This is a genomic window from Actinomycetospora sp. CA-084318 (assembly GCF_050955885.1).
GTDB lineage: Bacteria > Actinomycetota > Actinomycetes > Mycobacteriales > Pseudonocardiaceae > Actinomycetospora.
In genome coordinates, this window is sequence record NZ_CP192098.1 from 2,561,699 (window position 1) to 2,580,174 (window position 18,476).

The window sequence follows — 18,476 nt, forward strand, 5'->3', positions numbered from 1 at the left end:
CGCTCAGCCGCGGCCGATCACGAGCGTCGTGAAGGCCCCGACGTGCACCCGGTCGCCTGCGCGCAACGGGACCACGGTGTCGAGCGCGATCGGGTCGTCGGCGTAGTTGATCGTGGTGCCGTTGGTCGAGCCGGGGTCGAGCACCGACCAGCCGTCGGCGTCGGGCAGCGGCAGCAGCACGGCGTGCAGGTGCGACACCCCGGGATCGAGCGGTGGTCCGGCGAGGTCGATCTGCGGCGGCGGGGTGGTGCCGTTGACGCGGCGCCGTCCGATCCGCACCTCCGCACCGCCCAGCGCGAGCTCGGCGCGGGGGTAGTAGGTCGGGAAGGTCACCGCGGCGATGTCGGGGCCCTCCCGCGCCACGACGGTCTCGTAGTAGCGGCGGTCGGCCTCGACGGTCACCGTCCAGGGCGCCGTCCCCGACGGCGGGTGCGGCGGGTCCCCGATGGCGGGTGCGGCGGGGGCGGCGGAGGCGGCGGCCCCGCCCTGGACGACGAAGTCGTACCCGTCCTCCTCGCAGAACCGCCCGTCCCGCGGGGTGCCGCACCGCGGGCACACCTCGACCGGGCCCTCCCCGGCCGGCTCCGCTCCGGCCGCCGCCCCGCTCACGCCCGGTCCGATCGGCACACCGCACTCGTCGCAGAAGTCGGTGGTGTCCGAGACGTGGCCGTGGCGGCAGGTGGCGCTCACCCGTCCTCCCGGACCCGGGCGGTGCGCGTGGACCGCACGTCGAGGGTCATCTCGTCGGCCGCGGTGACCGTGCGACGCAGTCGGACCCGTCCCGTCGCCGGGTCCTCGACCTCGACGACCGCCTCGAGCAGGGTCGACGTCTCGGTGTTCCCCGACGCCGCGGCCAGCGCCACCGCCCGGCCCAGCCGGGCCGTCGCCGTCGGGACGTCCCCGCTCCGGCGGGCGTCCAGCCCCTCCCGGACGGCCTCCGCGAGCTCGGCCTGCCCGGTGTAGTGCGCGACCCGGGGGTTCAGGCGCGTGGCGAGCGCCGGGTCGCCGGTCCAGGTGACCGGCACCCGGGTCTCCGCCGCCGGCGCCCCGGGCGCGCCGGGGTCCGCCGCCGGGACGACGACCGCCACGCGGGCCGCCAGGACCTCCTCGCCGACGGCGAGCGGCTCGAGCGCGATGCGGACGTGGTACTCGCGGGTCTCGTCGCCCCACGAGCCCAGGGGGTAGAGCCCGACGAGTGGCTTCGCCGGGTCGGCCGTCCGGCGGTCGGTGAGGTCCTCGAGGGTGGGGGAGACCTGCTTGACCGCGCGGACCTCGGCCCCGCGGGGCGCCCACACCCGCAGGGCGACGTCGCCCTGGCCCCGGCCCATCGTGCGCTCCACGATCGCGGAGAAGTCGGCGGCGAGGTGCTCGGGTTCCGCGACGATGTCGGCGGTGCCGAGGAGCGCGCTCGCGATCCCGCGGACCTCGTCCACCACCCAGTCGGTCCCGATCCCGCGCGCGTCGCAGGTGAATGCCCCCGCGCACGCCGCCAGCGCGGCGGCGAGGTCCTCGGGGGTCTCGTGCTCGTCGCGGCCGTCGGTGAGCAGCACGGCGTGGCGCAGCCGGCGGGCGTGCGGGGCGAGCAGGCGCTGCGCGAGCGTGAGCCACGTGCCGATGGCCGTCCCGCCGGAGGGTGTCAGTGTCTCCACGGCGGCGTGCGCGTGCTGCCGCGACGTCCGGTCGAGCACCACCATGCGCTCGGCGGCGGGGAACACCATCCGTGCCGTGTGCCGCCCGGCCACGATCGCGAGCAGCACCCCATCGGGCAGGGCGTCGACGGCCGCGCGGGTGGCCCGGCGGGCGGCCGCGATCTTCGTCGAGGGGTCGCCCATCGACCCCGAGCAGTCGATCAGGACGACCACGGCGGCGTCCGCCGTGGTCCCGGCCCCGGTCGTGTCCGTCGCCGTCACCGACACGATCACGTCCACGTCCCGCCCACCCGCGGGCAGGTGCGGCTCGTGGAACGCCTCGAGGGTGAAGCGCGCCCCGGTCACGGCGTCTCCCGCTCCGGCAGGGTCACGTCCACGACCACCAGCGTGGTGTTGTCGGTGCCGCCGTCGTCGAGGGCGGCGTGCAGCATCGCGGTGGCCGTGTCGGCCGGGCGGTCGGCCACCAGCCGCGCGAGGTCGGCGGGCACCGGGACGTGGTTCCAGAGCCCGTCGCTGCAGATCAGCACCACGCCGGGACGGTCGGCCGCGTGCGCCACGACGTGCGCGGGACCGGGCGGGCCGTCCGCCGCGACCCAGCGGGTGATCGCGTGCGCGCGGGGGTCGGCGTAGGCCGCCTCGGCGTCGAGCAGCCCGATCGCCACCGCCTCGGCCGCCCACGAGTCGTCGGTGGTCAACACCACCGACTCCTCCGGGTCGTCCGGCACGAGCCAGTAGGCGCGGCTGTCACCGATCCAGCTGATCACGAGGATCTCGTCGACCACGAGCGCTGAGACGTAGGTGCAGGCGGGCGCGTCCCGGCCGGCCGCCAGCGCGGTCACCGCGTCGGTCGCGGCGTCCGCGCACACGTGGGCGAGCTCGGTGAGGTCGACCCCGCCGGTCCCGCTGAGATCTGGGTCGTCGACGTCGGGGTGGGCGAGCGCGTCGTGCGCGGCGTCCAGCACCGCGGCGCAGGCGGCCAGCGAGGCGCGCTCGCTGCCCGGGACGGAGGCCACGCCGTCGCACACCACCCCGACGACGAGCTCCCCGGCGTCGCCGGCCAGGGGGAGCCGGGCGAGGCCGTAGGCGTCCTCGTTCGCGGCCCGGACCCGGCCGAGGTCGGTGATCGCCGCGGCGCCCGGGACGGCGTGCTCGGCGTGCTCCCGGGCGTGCTCGGGGACCGTGCCGTCCGCGAGGTCGTCCCCGGAGGCCCCGTCGTCCCCGGGTGCCCGCTCGGCTGCTGCGTCGGCGATGGTGCCCTCCCCGCACGCCGCGTCCGGCGTCTCGTCCGCGGTCGTCGGCGACCGTCCGTCGTCGTCCCCCGGCTCCGGCCCCCCGCCGACCGACCCGACCCGCGCCGTCACCGGCCGGGCCCGGGTGCCGGGTCGCCGTTCGGTCGGCGGTCCCGCGGTCTCCGGGAGGGCCGACCCGCAGCCCTCGCAGAAGCGGTCGCCCGGCTCGCCGGCCTCGCCGCACACCCCGCAGACCGCTCCGCGGCCGTTCTCGGCGGCGGTGGAGGGGTGCTGGTCCGCCGCCGTCATCGCGCGGTCCACGGGCGGGCGTCGTTGGCCGCGTCGACCAGCGCGAACCGCTCCGTCGTCGTGCGGGCGAACCGCGCCCGCAACCGGTAGCGCTCCTCGAGCGCGAGCCCGAGCGCGTGGTCGTCGAGGGCGCAGCCGAACAGGGTGCCGTCGGTCCCGGCGTCGTCGAGCCCGCGGTAGGCCTCGAGCACCTCGGTCTGCAGCGTGGCGGCGCGCAACGGGTCCAGGTCGACCTCCGCCGCGCGCGCTCCCGCCTCCATGACCGTCGAGCGTGTCAGACGCGGCGCGCCGAGGAGCACCCGGACGGCCGCGACGCGCGCGTCGGGGGCGTGCACCGACGTCGGTGGCACCTCGTCGAGGACCGCCACGGCCCCCGCGCGGTCGCCGCGGCCCACGCGCAGCCGGGCCAGCGCGAACGCCGCACCGGTCCACGTGCGGTCGGTCCGCCAGATGCGTTCGAACCGCTCGACCGTGTCGTCGTCGGCCCGGTGCTCGCCGAGGACGGCGAGCGCGAACGTCGGCGCCAGTTCCCCCGGGACCGCGTCCGCGACCTCGTCGGCGAGCCGGGCGGCGACCTCGGCGGCGCCGGTGGCGGCGGCGTGGCGGGCCCGCAGCCACGTCCAGGTCCACTCCCCGGGCACCGCGTGCTGCTCCAGCGCGCGGCCCGCCGCCCCGGCCTCGCCCGCGTCCAGGTGCGCCGTCACCGCCGCGAGCCGGGCCTGGTCGGTGTCGAGCGCGCCCGCCGTCGACACGGCCGCGAGCACCGCCCGCGGACCCTGGGCGGTGGCGGCGACCAGCTCGGGGGTGGCGGGGTCGTCGGGGTCGGGCAGCGGCGGGGGCAGCGCGGCCGCGAGCTCCTCGGGACCGGCCGGGGCGTCGACGCCCACCGCGGCCGGCGGGGCCGCGAACATCGTCGACAGCCGCGGCGGCGGGGCGGTGTGCACGGAGGTCAGCTGGCGCAGCACCCCCACCGTCTGGTCGGCGAGGGTCTCGACGTCGGGGAAGCGGGCCGCGGGCTCGAGCGCGGTGGCCCGGTCGAGGAGTCGCCGCAGCGGCTCGTGCTGCAGGGCCGGGGCGTCCTCGGGCAGCGGCAGCACGTCGCGCATGGCGCCGTGGAAGTCGAAGTTCGCGACGAGCACCGCGAGGGTCCGGCCGACGGTGTAGACGTCCGAGGCGACCGACGGCCCGGCGGCGTCCGGCCCGATCTCCGGGGCCTGGTAGCCGACGGTGCCCCACACGTCGCCGCCCGGGTCGTCGATCCGACGGACGGCGCCGAGGTCGATCAGGGTGACGTCGGTGTCGGTCTGCACCACGTTGTCGGGCTTGAAGTCGCAGTAGAGCAGGCCGCGCTCGTGCATGTGGGCGAGCGCCGGCAGGACCTCGAGGACGTAGGCCAGCGCGTGCTCGGGGTCCATCGGCTCCCGCGGGTCGCGCATCGCCCTGAGCGACCGACCGCCGACGTACTCCATGACGATGTAGGTCGCGTCCCCGTCCGCCACCACGTTGTAGATCCGGACGATGCGCGGGTGCACCAGTTGCGCCAGGAAGCCCTGCTCGGCGTCGGCGGCCGCGAGGGCGGCGGCGTCGCCGGTGTTCAGCAGACCCTTGAGCACCACCCACCGGTCGCGGACCTTGCGGTCGAGGGCCAGGTAGATCCAGCCCAGCCCGCCGTGCGCGAGGCAGCCGAGCACCTCGTACTGGCCGCCGACGAGGTCGCCGGCGGCGAGGCCGGGGGTGAACGAGAAGCGGGTGCCGCACTGGGGGCAGAACCCCTCGGTGCGTCCGGGTCGCCCGTCGCGTCCGCGCCCGACCGGTGCGTCGCACGCCCCGCAGTACCGGCTCCGCTCCGGCACCTCGGGGTCGGGCATCACCGCGTCCGCCGGGTCGGCGGCCGGTTCCGGGTCGATCGCGACGAGGCCCGCCCCGATCCGGCGCCGACCCGACCCCGAGCGGGTCCGCCCCGAGCCCCGCCCGGAGCCCCGCCCGGAGCCGCGTCCCGATCCGGGCTCCTCCGGATCGCCGCGACCCGACGCCGTGGCGCCCGACCCGCCGGCCGCCGCGGTGGCAGGACCGGACGACGGCCCGGACGTCGCGGTCGCGGGACCGGCCGCGGCCGTCGTGGGACCGGCGGCGGCCGACGCGGGCGGGGACGTGGGGGCGGGCGCGGCGCGGCCGCACGTGTCGCAGAAGCCGTCGTCCTCCAGCGTGCCGTCGCAGCCGGGCCGGACGCACGCGACCGGGGGCGCGCCGGTCACGACGCCGCCCCGTCCTCGAGGGCCCGCTGGTAGGCCCGCACCGCCACGGTGGCCGCCGGGAGGTCGCACGGCGCGGTCCACAGCAGCTCGTGGGCCCGGGTGTGCAGCGCGTCGAGGGCGAGGTCCTCGCTGCGCCCGCGGGCGGACGCCTTGGCCCGCAGCGCCCCGAGCCGCCCGCGCAGCTCCGCGCGGCGGTCGAGCAGGCCCGCGAGCACGTCCCGGTCGGTCGCCGCCGCCTTCTGCGCGGTCTCGACGCCCGCGGCGACGGCGGCGAACGCGGCGACCGCCGCCGTCCACCGGCCGGCCCGCGCGTCGTCGTGCGCGGCGCGCAGGGCGGCCCGCAGCTGCGGTGCGCGCCGCGTGGGGACCGGCAGGCCCGGGGCAGCGGTGATCAGCCGGGCGACCTGCTCGGCGACCTCCACGGCGGCCGCCTCCTGCCCCGCCAGCGCGTCGACGGCCGCGGTGAGCTCGGCGACGCGGCGGTCCAGCCCCGCGTGCAGGGCCCGGACGCCGTCGAGGGCGGTACGGACGCCCGACAGCGCCTCGGCGATGCGGGCGAGCTCCGCCGCGTCGACCGGCTCGGTGGTCCCGGTGTGGGCGAGCGGGTCGGTGAGCACGGCGGTACGCAGGGCGTCGATCCGTGCGGCGCACCGGTCGAGCTCGGCGGCGGGCTCCGGGGCGTCCGCGGTCACGACGTCGCGGCGCAGGTCGTCGAGCGTGTCCAGGACGGGGCCTAGCCGGGCCGCGACGGCGTCCCACACGGTGGCCACCGCGGCGACCACCGCGGTGACGGCGTCGAACCCGGCCGTCATCCGGGCCAGCAGGGCCGGGGCGCTGGTGCGGGTCACGTGCGAGGTCGCCCCGAGCAGTCCGCGGCGCTGCAGGGGCACCACCTCCTCGGCGGCCACCACCGTCTCCCCGTGCAGCGCCTCGTCCGCGGCCGCCAGCTCGTCGGGCGAGGGGCGGGACCGGGTGCCGCGCGCGTCGCGGGCCGCAGCGACCGCCCGCCGGTAGAGCGCGAGGTCGCGGTGCAGGTCGGCGATCGTCGCGAGCGCCTCCTCCCGCCGCCGCGCCGAGACCCCGGCGAACCCGCCGGCGACGAGCAGGCCGTGCCCCGGGTGCGCCTCGAGGTCCACCAGGGCCGTCGACGCCCGCGCCACCGCGTCCTCGGCGGCCGCCAGGTCGGCGTCGAGCCGGTCGCGGTCCGGCGCGCCGGTCCCGGTCATCGCGCTCACCCGGCGTAGGCCGCGACGGTCGGGACCGCGGCGGCGTTCCCGACGGTGGACGTGGCGATCGCCGCGAGGGTGCCGTCCGCGCGCATCCGGTCCAGCGTGCCGTTGACGAACCGGAGCAGGTCGGTGCGCTGGGGCGCGACGGCGATGCCGTAGGGCTCGGACCCGAGCGCGGCCCCCCGGACCTCCAGCCGGCGGTCCTCCAGGGCGAACCCGGTGAGGATCGCGTCGTCCGTCGTGGCCGCGTCGACCTGACCCTGCTGCAGCAGCACGAGGCAGTCGCTGTTCTCCGGCACCCCGACGACGATCGGCGGGCGCCCGTTCGCCCCCCGGCTCGTCTGCAGGGCGGCGATGGAGGTGGTGCCCAGCGGCGCGCACACCGGGCGCCCCCCGAGGTCGGCGATCCCGGTGACCGGCGAGGTGCGCGGCACGACGAGGCGCTGCGCCGCCTCGTAGTAGGGCGCCGACATGCCGACCTGCCGCTTGCGGTCGCAGGTGATCGTCATGGCCTGCACGACCATGTCGACCGAGCCGTCGAGCAGGTTCGGGATGCGTTGCGCGGCGCTCTCGATCCGGAAGCGCACGCGGTCGGGGTCGCCCAGGATCGCGCGGGCCATCTCCCGCGCGACGGCGACGTCGAGACCGGTGAGCACCCCGGTCCGCGGGTCGCGGTAGCTCAGCGGCACCGTGGCCTGGTCGACCCCGACGATGAGGGCGCCGCGCGCGACGACCGCCGCCATCGTGGAGCCGGCCGGCATCGCCCCGGGCGGCGGTGGCGGCGTGGGCGTGAGGCTGACGCGCGGGTCGCCGCAGCTGGTGTCGCGGGCCGGGGGCGGGGGGCCGGTGACCACGGTGGTGCCGGCGGGGACGGGACGGACCGGCTCGACCGGGGCGGGCGGCGGGGTCGTCGAGCACGCCGCGAGCAGCGCGAGCAGCACCACGAGCAGCGCGGCGCGCCGGACGGGCGCACTCACCGGTACTCCTGCAGCCGCGGCCACACGCCGGCGACGAGCCCGCCCGCGGCCAGCAGGGTCAGCACCACCACGCCGAGCGGGAGCAGGACGGTGGCGTCGCGGGCGAGGGTCGCGTCGTCCGCGGCGCTGGTGGCGGTGCGGGCCACTGCGGCGTCCAGGGCGTCCTGGACCTGCGCCACCGCCCCCTGCCCGCCGTCCGCGCCGGGCGAGAGGGCGAGGGCGACCGCCTGGTCGTACTGCCCGGCCACGTCGAGCGTGCGGACCAGCTCGTGCACGGTGATGCTGCGCCGACCCGCGACCTGGGCGGTGAGCGCGTCGTCGGCGACCGGTCCGTCGCCGGCCGCGGCGCGTGCCCGGTCGAGCAGGCCCTGCCAGCCGTAGAGGGCGATGCTGCGCCGGACGTAGTCCTGTTCGTAGGCCCCGCCGGTGGACCGCGCGACGAGCGTGAGGATCTCGTCGCTGCGCGACTGCAGTACCGCGAACCGGGCGGCGACCAGGTCCCGGTTCGGCCCGGTCCCGTCGTCGCGGGAGCTCGCGGTGGCGTACGCGCTGACCCCGAGGGCGAGCACGCCCCAGACACCGAGCACGGCGAGGGCGCCGGCGGCCAGCGCCACGCCGGGCGTCAGCCGCCGCCGGGTGGTGTGCGCGATGCGCCGGTGCAGCCGCCAGACCGCCGCGAGCGCGGCGAGCAGGGCGACCAGCGCGAGCAGGGTCCACACCCCGCCGTCGGCCCCGTCCTGCTCGTCGGCCAGGGCGGCGGACTGCAGGTCGTAGATCTGCTGGGCGGCCGGCAGCAGGGCGCCGCGCAGGAACGCCGACGCCTCGCGCAGGTAGGCCGAGCCGTACGTGAGGCCCTGGCGGTCGACGGCGCGGGCGGTCTCCACCAGCCCCGTGTAGGCGGGGATGCCCTGCGCGAGCGTGGTGACCGCCGGCGCGTCGGCGCCCGACCCGGTGGACGCCGACCCCAGCACCGCGAGCGCGCGACCCGCCGCCGCGAGGTCGGTCTGGTACCGCAGGCGCAGCGTCGCCGGCTCGTCGGCGCCCAACAGGAAGCCCTGCCCGGCGCTCGTGTCGGCGTCCGAGAGGGCGCGGTAGAGCTCCTGGGCCGACGCGGTGAGCGGCCCGCTGCGGGTGACGACGTCGTCGGCGGCCGCCGCGGTCCGCAGCGCGGCGACCAGCGCGAGCACCCCGGCGAGCAGCACGAGCAGGAGCGCGACCAGGGCGGCGCGGGCGAGCTGGCCGACGCGCGTGGTGCGGCCGAGCTCCACGAGCTCGCCGGCGCGGGCCCGCCAGGAGGGGGACGACCCGGCGTCGGGAACGGGGGTCTCCGCGGTGAGGCTCACCGTCGTCCACCCCCTCCCGTCGTGGTGTCGATCACCCTAACCGAGGGGTCCGACGACGCGACCGCGTCGAGACGGCGGGGAGGGGCCGCTCAGTACGGCGCGTACGCCCAGCCGAGGGGGCGCTGGAAGTAGTCCACCGGCACGATGCCGACCTGGTGGTGGGCGCTCGAGGACACCACCCGGCCGTCGCCCAGCGAGAGGGCGACGTGGCCGTCGGAGGAGGTGTCGTAGAAGACCATCGCCCCGCGCGGGGCGTGCCGCCAGTCCGAGTGCTGCTGCTGGGACTCCCAGTCCTGGATGGCGCTCGCGTAGTGCCCCTGCGTGCCGAACGCGTTCTCCACGGCCCGCTCGCACCAGTTCTCGTAGTTCGTGGAGCCGATCTTCGACTCGAAGCGGGCGATTGCGGCGTCGACCTTCTGCGCCTGCGCCTGCAGTCCCGCGGCCTTGGTCAGTTCCGGCACGGTCGCGGCGGCCGAGGTCGGGTCCGCCGTCACCGGGGCGACGGCGGCGGATCCGCCGGTCGCGGGGGCCGGCGTGCTCCCGGCGGTCAGGTGCAGGTCGGCGGCGACGGTCGCGACGGACGCGACCGACGGGGCGGACACGGCGTGGGTCCCGACCCCGCCGAGGGCGGCGGCGCCCACGGCGCCGGCGGCGATACCGAGCACGGCGGTCACCGGGTGGACGCCGAGGGACGGGGCGCCGAGGGCAGCGGTCATGGTGCGGGGTCACCTCTTTCTCCGACGGCGGCCCGGGCGTGGGGAGCGGGGGAGCGTGACCGGGCCGTGATCCGACCGGGGCACATTAGCAACCGATTCGTGATCCGCACGTCGGCCCCGATTTCTTTCCGTGTCACCTGCCGGGAGTTTGCGAATTCTTTCCTCGTTAGGCTCGGCGGCGACGACGTCGAGGTGAGAGGTCATTCGTGTCGGCACACCTGAGCTGGTTGGAAGCGGCGGTGATCGGGGCGCTGCAGGGCGTCGCCGAATTGTTCCCGGTGTCCAGTCTGGGCCATTCCATCCTGCTGCCGGCGGTGATCGGCGGGTCGTGGGCGCGCGATCTCGACGTCACGGCGAAGGATTCGCCCTATCTCGCCTTCGTGGTCGGTCTGCACGTGGCGACCGCGCTCGCGATGATCGTGTACTTCTGGCGGGACTGGGTCCGGATCCTGACCGGTCTGGTGACGAGCGTCCGCGACCGTCGCGTCGCCACCGACGACCAGCGCCTCGCCTGGATGCTGGTCCTCGCGACCATCCCGGTCGGGCTCGCCGGCCTCGTGCTCGACCAGCTCTTCCGCACCCTGCTCGCCAAGCCGGTGCCCACCGCCGCGTTCCTCGTGGCCAACGGGATCCTGCTGATCGCGGTGGAGCAGCTCGCGCGGCGGCGGGCCGCAACGGCGCCGGCCGCGCCGGCCGCGCCGGCTCGGTCCCTGGACGCCCCGACCGTCCGGCTCGACGCCCCCACCCAGGTGCTGCGTGGCGGGTCGGTCGGGGTCGCGGCGGCGCCGACCGCCGAGGAGCAGGCCGACTCCCGGCTCGCCCGCCTGCCGCTGCTGACCGCCGTCCTCATCGGCGCGGCCCAGATCCTGGCGCTGCTGCCCGGCATCAGCCGGTCCGGCGCGACGATCGGCGCGGGCCTGCTCTCCCGGCTCTCCCACGAGGACGCGGCCCGCTTCGCGTTCCTCCTCGCGACGCCGGTGATCCTCGCGGCCGGCGTGCTCAAGCTGCCCGAGCTGTTCGGCCCGGCGGGCGACGGCATCCGCGGGCAGGTGCTGCTCGGGTCGGTGCTCTCCGGGGTCGGGGCGTACGTGTCGGTCCGGTTCCTCACCCGCTACTTCGAGCACCGCTCGATGCGCCCGTTCGGCGTCTACTGCATCGTCGCCGGGGCCGCCTGCCTCGCGTGGTTCAGCCTGTCCTGAACCCGACGGCGGCTCAGTGCCAGCCGTAGGCCGAGCGCAGCTCCGCGGCCACCCGGTCGAACCGGTCCTGCGGCATGACCGCACCCTCGCGGCGGATGCCGTGCTCGGGCACCTCGAGCACGCGGTCGAGCCGGACGTAGGAGTCCCGGCCCTCGCGGTCCCACGGCCCGGAGCCGATCGGCAGCCAGTTCGCGTCGTCGGCGCGGTGTCCCTGCGAGGAGAGCATCAGGCCGAGCAGCTCACCGGCCTCCGCGGCGCGGGCGACGACGAGCACCGGGCGGTCCTTGCCCTGCGAGGCGTCCTCCTCGAAGGGCACCCAGGTCCAGACGATCTCGCCGGGGTCGGCCGCGCCGTCGAGGTCCGGGGCGTAGCTGATCTGCCGGGCCCGCTCCGAGGACGGCACCGTGCGCACGCCGCCGGGCATCGGCGGGGGCGGGCCGGCGGGCTGTCGGCGCCCCGAGTCGTTCTCGTCGGTGGAGGTCAGCATGTCCAGCCCGACCTGCAGCGCCTTGCCCACGAAGTCCCCGAATCCGGCCATGACCGCACAGCATGCCGCACCCGTCGTCGGGAACACTGCCGCAGGTGACCGTGCTCCTCGTGGTCGTCGGCGCGATGCTCGCCGCGGTGCTGCTGGCCGGGGCGGGTGACCGGCTGCGGCTGCCGTGGCCGGTGCTGCTCCTGCTCCTCGGCGCGGCGGCGGCGTTCGTCCCCGGCATCGACGCGCCGGACATCGACCCCGAGCTGATCCTGCCGCTGTTCCTGCCGCCGCTGCTCTACGCGACGGCGCAGCGCACGTCGTGGGCGCTGTTCCGGCAGCGGTGGCGGGCGATCGCGTTCCTCGCCGTCGGGCTCGTGGTGGCCACCGTGGCGGCGGTGGCCGGCACCCTCGTGGCCCTGACCGCGGTGCCCGTCGCGGCGGCCATCGCGCTGGGGGCCGCCGTCGCCCCGCCCGACCCGGTCGCGGTCGAGGCCGTCGCGGGGCCGCTGCGGGTCCCGCGCCGGCTGGTCGCGACCCTGCAGAGCGAGGGGCTGTTCAACGACGCGACCTCGCTCGTCGTCTTCACCACGGCGATCGCGGCCGCGTCGGCGGGCGGCGACCTCGGCGGGGTCGCGATCCTGCTGCGGTTCGTGGCCGGCGCGGTCGTGGCGGTGGTGCTCGGGGTGGTGGCGGCGTGGCTCGCGCGGCAGCTCCTCGACCGGCTCACCGACGTCGTCGCCGGCAACGGGCTCACCCTCGTCCTGCCGTTCGCGGTGTACCTCGCGGCCGACGCGCTGGGTGCGTCGGGCGTGATCGCCGTGGTGGTCACGGCGCTGCAGATGCGCCAGCACGCCGACGCCGACGCCTCCGAGGCCCGCCTGGCCGCGGCGTCGTTCTGGAGCGTCGTCGAGATGCTCGTGACGGGCGTGGCGTTCGCCCTGATCGGGCTGGAGCTGCGCACGGTGGTGGAGCAGGCCGACCGCTCGCTCGGCGAGATCCTCGCGCACGCCGGGATCGTGTGCCTCGTCGTCGTCGGGGTCCGGGCGGCGTGGATGACGACGATCTGGCTGACCTCCGCCGGCCCGGCGGTCCGGCGCGGCGGGGAACGCGCACCGGCCACGGCCGCGGAGACCGTGGTGCTCACCTGGGCCGGGATGCGGGGGCTCGCCACCCTCGCCCTGGCGCTCGCGATCCCGCTCGCCCTCGACGACGGCTCCCCGTTCCCCGACCGGGCCGAGCTGGTGATCATCGCCTGCAGCGTGCTCGTCGTGACCCTGGTCGGACCCGGCCTGACGCTGCCCTGGCTGGTCCGCCGGCTCGGGCTGCGGGAGGACGACGGCGTGGCGGCCGAGGCCGAGCGCCGCCTCGCGGACCGCGCCCGGCGGGCGGCCCTCGACGAGCTCGCCGCCGTCGACCGGGATGCGCTGGGCATCGACGACGAGCAGGGCGGGCAGGTCCTCGACGCGATCCGCGGCCGGTTCGCCCGCATCGGCCGCGCCCTCGCCGGCGACGACGCGCCGCGCCCGGGCGACGAGGACGACGACGTCGACGCCGACTACGCCGCACGCCTGGCCCGCCTCCAGCGGCGTCGTGAGCAGTGGCAGCGCCTGCAGGCGGTGGCGCTCGCCGCCGCCCGGCGCGAGGTGGTGGCGGCCCGCGCCGAACCCGGCGTCGACCCCGAGGTCGCCGACCGGGTCCTGCGCCGGCTGGACGTTCGGACGCTGGGTGCCGGAGGCCTGTGAGCACTTTCCGTGGCTCCGACCACGGAAAGTGCTCACGTGGCGAGCGCAGCGAGCCACACCGTGACCGCCTCCGCCCCCGCGTCCCGGTGCCCGTGCACCCGGTCGCCGAGGTAGGACGAGCGGCCCCGCCGCGGCGCCATCGTCTCCGTCGACGCCGCACCCTCCCGGGCGGCGGCGAGCGCGTCGGACACCGATCCCGACGACGCGAGGGCCGACGCCGCCGGCAGCAGCGCGTCGAGCATCGTGCGGTCCCCGGCCCTCGCCCCGCCCAGGTCGGACACGCCGTCGGCGCCCGCCTGCAGCGCCGTCGCCCACGACCCCCCGTCGGCGAGGTGCTCCGCGGCGTGCAGCAGGCCCGTCGCGTAGAGCGGGCCCGACGTCCCGCCGATCGCCCGGCGCAGCGTCGCGGCGAGCCCCTGCAGGACCGCCACCGCGTCCTCCCACCGGTAGGAGTCGAGGTCGTCGGTGATGGCGGCCGCACCGCGGGAGAGCGAGGTGCCGAGGTCGCCGTCACCGGTCGCGGTGTCCAGCTCGGTCAGGTGCGGCTCGGCCTCCCGGACCGCGGTGCACACCGCCTCGACGGCCGCCCGCATCCCGTCCGGCGCCGCGACCCCCGAGGACGACGCCGATCCCGTCTCCTCCGACGCGTCGGGCACGGTCGGCACCCCGTCCGCCACCACCCCCGACCCCGAGGGCCACGCCGCGGACCGCGCCGGGGCGTCGAGCCGGGCGAGGCGCTCGTCGTCGAGCCCGAGGACCGCGATCGAGAAGCCGGCCATGTCGATCGAGGACAGGAACGTCCCCGCCCAGGCCCGCTCGACGGTGATCCCGCGCGACCCGAGGTGCTCCAGCGCGCGGCGCAGCAGGATCGACAGCTCCATCGGCGGGGTCGCGCCGGTGCCGTTGACCAGGACCGCGACCCGGTCGCCGTCGCCGAGACCACGGTCGGTGCAGATCGTGTCCAGCACCTCGTCGACCAGCTCGTCGGCCGGGCGCAGGGACTCCCGCCGCACGCCCTGCTCCCCGTGGATGCCCAGGCCGATCTCGATCTGGTCGGCCTCGAGGACGAAGCCGGGCTCGCCCGCCGTCGGGACGGTGGCCGCCGAGAGCGCGACGCCCATGGTGCCGGTCGCCCCCGCGGCCTCGCGGGCCGTGCGCGTGACCTCCTCCAGGGACGCGCCGTCCGCCGCGGCCGCTCCGGCCGCCTTCGTGACGAGCACCGTGCCCGCGAGCCCGCGTCGGCCGGCGGTGACGTCGTCGTCGGCGTCGAGCGCCACGTCGTCGGCGACCGTGACCATCTCGCACGGGATGCCCTCGGCGCGGGCGAGCTGTGCGGCGAGCCCGAAGTTGAGCCGGTCGCCGGTGTAGTTCATGACGACGAGCAGCACGCCCGGGTGGTCGCGGAACGCGCGGATCCCGGAGAGGACCGCGTCGGCCGACGGCGAGGCGAACACCTCCCCGCACACCGCCCCGGCCAGGTGCCCTGGGCCGACGTACCCGGCGTGGGCGGGTTCGTGGCCCGACCCCCCGCCGCTGAGCACCGCCACCTGGTCGGTCGGCAGGTCCGTCCGGACGAGCACCGTGGTGCCTTCGACGAGGGCCGCACCCGGCGTGGAGCGCACCACGCCCTCGAGCGCCTGGCGCACCACGTCCCCGGCGTCGTTGATCAGCTTCTTCACGGTCCAGGGGTACCCGGACGGATCACCCGTTCAGCCTGCGCGCTCACCTGGTTGCCCCCGAACCGACGGGTGTGGCGCGCGCGGAGAGCGGCAATGGACCCGTCCCCGGCGAGAGGAGGCCCATGGCGAACCGGTTCGGGCCCGCGACGGGGGCGCACCGGGCGGTCCGTCCCGGCCCCTCCCGACTGCGCGTGGGGCTGGCGGCCCTCGCCCTGCTCGCCGTGGGCGTCGGCGTCGGGCTGCTCGTCGCGCCGCGGGGGACCGACCCGGCCGGGCCCCGACCCTCGAGCGTCGTGACCTCACCGGTCTCCGCGGCGCCCGCGGTCTCCCACCCGACGATGCTCGGGCAGGTCGTGCGGGTCGACTCCGGCGACGAGGTGGTGGTGCGGGTCGGTGAGCGCGACCTGGTCGTCGCCGTCCTCGGCATCAGTGCCCCGGAGATGGCCGGGCCGCGACGGACCACGGGGGAGTGCGGGGCCGCCGACGCGCTGCGCTTCGCCGACCGCACGCTCTCCGGGCAGACGGTGACCCTGGTGCCCGACCCGACGATCCCCGAGAGCGACGACGCCGGCCGCCGGCTCGCCTACGTCGTGCTGCCCTCCCAGCTCAGCTACACCGACGCCGCGCTCCTCGCCGGGGTCGCCGCCGCCGACACGTCCCGACCGCTCTGGTACGCACCGGTGTTCGCCCGGGAGCAGTCCGAGGCCGTGGCCGACGACCGGGGCATCTGGGGCGCACCGTGCCGCGCGCAGCCGGGCGAGCCGTTCCCGTCCGGGACCTGACCCCCGACCGACGACGGGCCGGTCGGGGTCGGCGACGATGGACGCCATGCCCGAGATGCACGTGCGCCTGCGCTGGCCCGACGGCACCACCCAGCGCGTCTACTCGCCGTCGCTCGTCCTGGCCGAGCATCTCCAGGAGGGCGCGGCCTACCCGCTCGAGGAGTTCGGGCGGCGGAGCCGCGAGGCGCTCACCGAGGCGAGCGAGCGGGTCCGCGCGAAGTACGGCTTCCCCTGCAGCCGGGCGGCCGCCTCGCTGGCCGGGATCGAGGCGCGACTCGCCGTGCAGTCCGGCGGTCAGGTCGTGGTCGAGGCGATCGAGCGCTGATCAGCGGCCGCCGCCGAGCACGCCGCCCAGCAGCCCGCCGACCCCCTGCAGCACCTCGCCGACGGCACCGGGGCGCCGGGTCGGCGCCTGGTCCTGGTCGGCGGTCGCTCCGTCGGCGGCGTCGGCGGCGTCGGCCGCGTCGGCCGGATCGTCCTCGACGGTGCGGCTCGGCTCGCGGTCCGCGGTCTCGCGCGTGCTCCCGGCGGTGCGGGTCGGTTCCGAGCGGGTCGACCGGGTGGTCGGCGCGGACGCCTCGGTGCGGCGCACGGGTGCCGCGCTCGCGGACTCGGACGAGCGCGTCGTGGGCGCCTCCGCGGACGGCTCGGCGGGGGTCGGGGGTGCAGGGAGGACGAACGCCGGCGACTCGGGCACCCCGACGGTGGCCCCGCCCGCGACCACGCTGGGCCGGTCGTCGGCGGACACCTCGGCGACCGGGCCGGACGACGCGATCGCGACCGTCCCGGCGAGCACGGCGCTCGCGGCGAGCCCGGCGAGCACGAGCACCCCGCGCGTCCCCGTCGCCCGCGGCACGCCCGGCCGACCCGGCCCGGGCCGGGTGAGCGCACCCCCGACGACGGCCAGGGACCCCACGCCGGTGCTGACGGCCGGTCCCGTCGCCAGCACGCCGGGCGTGGCGAGCAGCGACGCCGTCGGTGGCTCGGCCGCGACGAGGGCCCGGCGCAGCGCGCCCGAGGCGGTCGCGGCGTCGGGCCGGTCGGCGGGGTCGGTCGCGGTCATCGCGGTGAGGAGCCCGGCCAGGTCGTCCGGGAGACCGTCGGGCAGCACCGGCCCGCGGTCGAGACGGGCCTGCGCGGCGGAGAGCGGGTCACCGGGGAAGGCCCGGCGCCCGGTCAGCGCCTCGATCAGCACGAGGCCGAGCGCGTAGACGTCCGCGGGCGCCCCGGCCGGCTCGCCCCGGACCTGCTCGGGGGCGAGGTAGGGGGCCGCGCCCACGGTGAGGCCGGTGTCGGTGATGCGCGGCGCGTCGGCGACGAGCGCGACGCCGAAGTCGGCGAGGTGGGCCCGGCCGTCGGCGTCGAAGAGGACGTTGGCCGGCGTCACGCCGCGGTGGGTGACCCCGGCACGGTGCAGGTGGTCGAGGGCGCCGCCGACGGTGGCGGCCGTCCGGAGCGCGTCCGCGAGCCCCAGTCCGCCGTCGGGGCGGTCGGTGGCGGCGAGCCGGTCGACGAGGGACCCGCCGTCGAGCAGGGCCATGACCACGAAGGCACGCCCGTCGTGCTCCTCGACGTCGTAGACCGGGACGAGGCCGGGGTGGTCGAACCGGGCGAGGAGGCTGAGCTCGCGGCCGGCGCGCGGGTCGGACTCGACCCGGAAGATCTTCACCGCCGCGTCGCGGCCGAGCAGCGCGTCGTGCGCGCGGATCACCACCGAGCCGACGCCGCGGCCGAGGACCGGACCGGGCGCATAGCGTTCGGACAGGCGTGTCGGCAACGTCGGAACGCCCACCGTCGTCATGCCGGGTCAACCCCCATCGCTCGCGCGCCACGGCATCATCCCGGGCGGTTACCCCGGACGGCCCATCCGCACCGCAGAATTCGCCCGAAGATGTGAGCCGGTTCCCGCGGGGTGACCGACCCGTCTGAATCGTTGACAGAAGTTGCAGTCCCGAGTAGAACTTTCCCACGGGTCGCACGGCGTCGAGCCGGTCGTGACCTGCATCGAAAGCAGTCCCGGGCCACCCGGGGACGACCGCAAGGACGCGACGAGCAGTGGGCGCCGAGGGCCTCGACGACGAGGACGTACCCGCCCTGACCACCGGTCAGGCCGCGGACGTGCTCGGAGTGCAACCGGCATTCCTGCGCAGTCTGGACGCGGGTCGGATGCTCCGCCCCCGGCGATCGGCGGGCGGGCACCGGCGTTGGACACGCCGGCAGCTGACCCTCGCGGCCAGGGTGCGCGCGCTCTTCGACGAGGGGCTGACCCTCACCGCGGCCTGGAAGGTCGTCTCGCTGGAGGACCGGGTGGGCGAGGTCGAGCGCGAGCGCGACGTCGCCCTGGCCGAGCTCGACCGCACCCGCCGGGAACTGGCCCGGGTGCGCCGGGAGTCGGCCGAGGCAGTGAAGGCACGGACCGGGACCACCAGCCGGTCCGGGTCGTCCGTGCACGTGAACCGCGTGCCCGGGCTCCCGCGCGTCACCGGGACCTCGTCCCCGGGCGGCGTGTGCTCGTCGACCACCCCTGCGACCTCCACGGACATCACCTCGCCATGAAGCTCATCGATCCCCTCCGCACCCACCGCCCGGCCGTGCTCCGCCGCCCGATGCCGCCGTCGCTGGCCCGCATCCCGCTCGTGGACCTGTGCACCTGCAGGCACCCCCGCGAGTCCCACGAGCACTACCACGCCTCCCAGGACTGCGCGCAGTGCGACTGCCGCACCTTTGTCCGCTGGGAGCCCGCGGGCATCTGAGCCCGCCGCCCTCGCGAGGCCCTCGCCCCGCCGTCGCCGACGGTGGGCCGGGGGCCTTCGTGCGTCCGGGGTCCGGCCGCACCGGATGACCCGTGTCGCTTCCGACGGCGTGCTCCGCCCGGGCCACCTACGCTCG

Annotated in this window: 17 protein-coding genes; 6 read left to right on the forward strand and 11 right to left on the reverse strand. The window is 77.2% G+C overall.

Features of this window, described 5'->3' with window-relative positions; translation table 11 throughout:
* Nucleotides 1–3 precede the first annotated feature (3 nt).
* The 8 genes from ACQPYX_RS12500 to ACQPYX_RS12535 all read right to left on the reverse strand — a co-directional run bounded on the left by ACQPYX_RS12500 (nt 4) and on the right by ACQPYX_RS12535 (nt 9,707).
* The gene (locus tag ACQPYX_RS12500; protein WP_433803236.1) at nt 4–690 is read right to left on the reverse strand and encodes an FHA domain-containing protein; all 687 of its coding nucleotides are present in this window, start codon (nt 688–690) and stop codon (nt 4–6) included.
* Nucleotides 687–1,994 (reverse strand): VWA domain-containing protein, encoded by a 1,308-nt coding sequence (locus ACQPYX_RS12505; protein WP_433803237.1) that lies wholly within the window; start codon nt 1,992–1,994, stop codon nt 687–689. Before ACQPYX_RS12505 ends, ACQPYX_RS12500 begins: the two co-directional genes overlap by 4 nt.
* Nucleotides 1,991–3,187 carry a PP2C family protein-serine/threonine phosphatase gene (locus tag ACQPYX_RS12510; protein ID WP_433803238.1) on the reverse strand — a complete coding sequence of 399 codons (1,197 nt, stop codon included), beginning with the start codon at nt 3,185–3,187 and terminating at the stop codon, nt 1,991–1,993. Before ACQPYX_RS12510 ends, ACQPYX_RS12505 begins: the two co-directional genes overlap by 4 nt.
* A complete protein-coding gene (locus tag ACQPYX_RS12515; protein WP_433803239.1) occupies nt 3,184–5,442 on the reverse strand; it encodes a tetratricopeptide repeat protein in 2,259 nt (752 codons plus the stop codon). Before ACQPYX_RS12515 ends, ACQPYX_RS12510 begins: the two co-directional genes overlap by 4 nt.
* The gene (locus tag ACQPYX_RS12520) at nt 5,439–6,668 is read right to left on the reverse strand and encodes a hypothetical protein (RefSeq protein ID WP_433803240.1); all 1,230 of its coding nucleotides are present in this window, start codon (nt 6,666–6,668) and stop codon (nt 5,439–5,441) included. Before ACQPYX_RS12520 ends, ACQPYX_RS12515 begins: the two co-directional genes overlap by 4 nt.
* Before the next feature lie 5 nt (nt 6,669–6,673).
* The gene (locus ACQPYX_RS12525; protein WP_433803241.1) at nt 6,674–7,648 is read right to left on the reverse strand and encodes a glutamate ABC transporter substrate-binding protein; all 975 of its coding nucleotides are present in this window, start codon (nt 7,646–7,648) and stop codon (nt 6,674–6,676) included.
* A complete protein-coding gene (locus ACQPYX_RS12530) occupies nt 7,645–8,991 on the reverse strand; it encodes a hypothetical protein (protein ID WP_433803242.1) in 1,347 nt (448 codons plus the stop codon). The genes ACQPYX_RS12525 and ACQPYX_RS12530 overlap by 4 nt, the downstream gene beginning before the upstream one ends.
* A gap of 89 nt (nt 8,992–9,080) precedes the next feature.
* On the reverse strand, nt 9,081–9,707 hold the full coding sequence (locus tag ACQPYX_RS12535) for a hypothetical protein (protein WP_433803243.1): 627 nt from the start codon (nt 9,705–9,707) through the stop codon (nt 9,081–9,083).
* A gap of 206 nt (nt 9,708–9,913) precedes the next feature.
* Here ACQPYX_RS12535 and ACQPYX_RS12540 point away from each other — a divergent pair, with 206 nt between their 5' ends.
* Nucleotides 9,914–10,906: an undecaprenyl-diphosphate phosphatase gene (locus ACQPYX_RS12540; protein WP_433803244.1), complete on the forward strand. Its 993-nt coding sequence runs from the start codon at nt 9,914–9,916 to the stop codon at nt 10,904–10,906.
* Nucleotides 10,907–10,919: 13 nt separating this feature from the next.
* Here the strand turns inward: ACQPYX_RS12540 and ACQPYX_RS12545 are convergent, their stop codons facing one another.
* Nucleotides 10,920–11,444 (reverse strand): type II toxin-antitoxin system PemK/MazF family toxin, encoded by a 525-nt coding sequence (locus tag ACQPYX_RS12545; RefSeq protein WP_433803245.1) that lies wholly within the window; start codon nt 11,442–11,444, stop codon nt 10,920–10,922.
* 44 nt (nt 11,445–11,488) lie between these two features.
* Here ACQPYX_RS12545 and ACQPYX_RS12550 point away from each other — a divergent pair, with 44 nt between their 5' ends.
* The gene (locus ACQPYX_RS12550; protein WP_433803246.1) at nt 11,489–13,126 is read left to right on the forward strand and encodes a Na+/H+ antiporter; all 1,638 of its coding nucleotides are present in this window, start codon (nt 11,489–11,491) and stop codon (nt 13,124–13,126) included.
* 32 nt (nt 13,127–13,158) lie between these two features.
* Here the strand turns inward: ACQPYX_RS12550 and ACQPYX_RS12555 are convergent, their stop codons facing one another.
* Nucleotides 13,159–14,805 (reverse strand): dihydroxyacetone kinase family protein, encoded by a 1,647-nt coding sequence (locus ACQPYX_RS12555; protein ID WP_433803247.1) that lies wholly within the window; start codon nt 14,803–14,805, stop codon nt 13,159–13,161.
* A gap of 122 nt (nt 14,806–14,927) precedes the next feature.
* On the opposite strand from ACQPYX_RS12555, the gene ACQPYX_RS12560 reads away from it, so the two are divergent.
* Both ACQPYX_RS12560 and ACQPYX_RS12565 read left to right on the forward strand, forming a co-directional pair.
* A complete protein-coding gene (locus tag ACQPYX_RS12560) occupies nt 14,928–15,587 on the forward strand; it encodes a thermonuclease family protein (RefSeq protein ID WP_433803248.1) in 660 nt (219 codons plus the stop codon).
* Between the two features lie 46 nt (nt 15,588–15,633).
* On the forward strand, nt 15,634–15,912 hold the full coding sequence (locus tag ACQPYX_RS12565) for an MSMEG_0570 family nitrogen starvation response protein (RefSeq protein WP_433803249.1): 279 nt from the start codon (nt 15,634–15,636) through the stop codon (nt 15,910–15,912).
* Here ACQPYX_RS12565 and ACQPYX_RS12570 read toward each other — a convergent pair whose 3' ends face one another.
* On the reverse strand, nt 15,913–17,388 hold the full coding sequence (locus ACQPYX_RS12570) for a protein kinase domain-containing protein (RefSeq protein WP_433803250.1): 1,476 nt from the start codon (nt 17,386–17,388) through the stop codon (nt 15,913–15,915).
* 254 nt (nt 17,389–17,642) lie between these two features.
* Between ACQPYX_RS12570 and ACQPYX_RS12575 the strand changes: the two genes are divergently transcribed.
* Together ACQPYX_RS12575 and ACQPYX_RS12580 are read left to right on the forward strand one after the other, a co-directional pair.
* The gene (locus ACQPYX_RS12575) at nt 17,643–18,143 is read left to right on the forward strand and encodes a MerR family transcriptional regulator (RefSeq protein WP_433803251.1); all 501 of its coding nucleotides are present in this window, start codon (nt 17,643–17,645) and stop codon (nt 18,141–18,143) included.
* Nucleotides 18,140–18,340 carry a hypothetical protein gene (locus tag ACQPYX_RS12580; protein WP_433803252.1) on the forward strand — a complete coding sequence of 67 codons (201 nt, stop codon included), beginning with the start codon at nt 18,140–18,142 and terminating at the stop codon, nt 18,338–18,340. The genes ACQPYX_RS12575 and ACQPYX_RS12580 overlap by 4 nt, the downstream gene beginning before the upstream one ends.
* Nucleotides 18,341–18,476 lie beyond the last annotated feature (136 nt).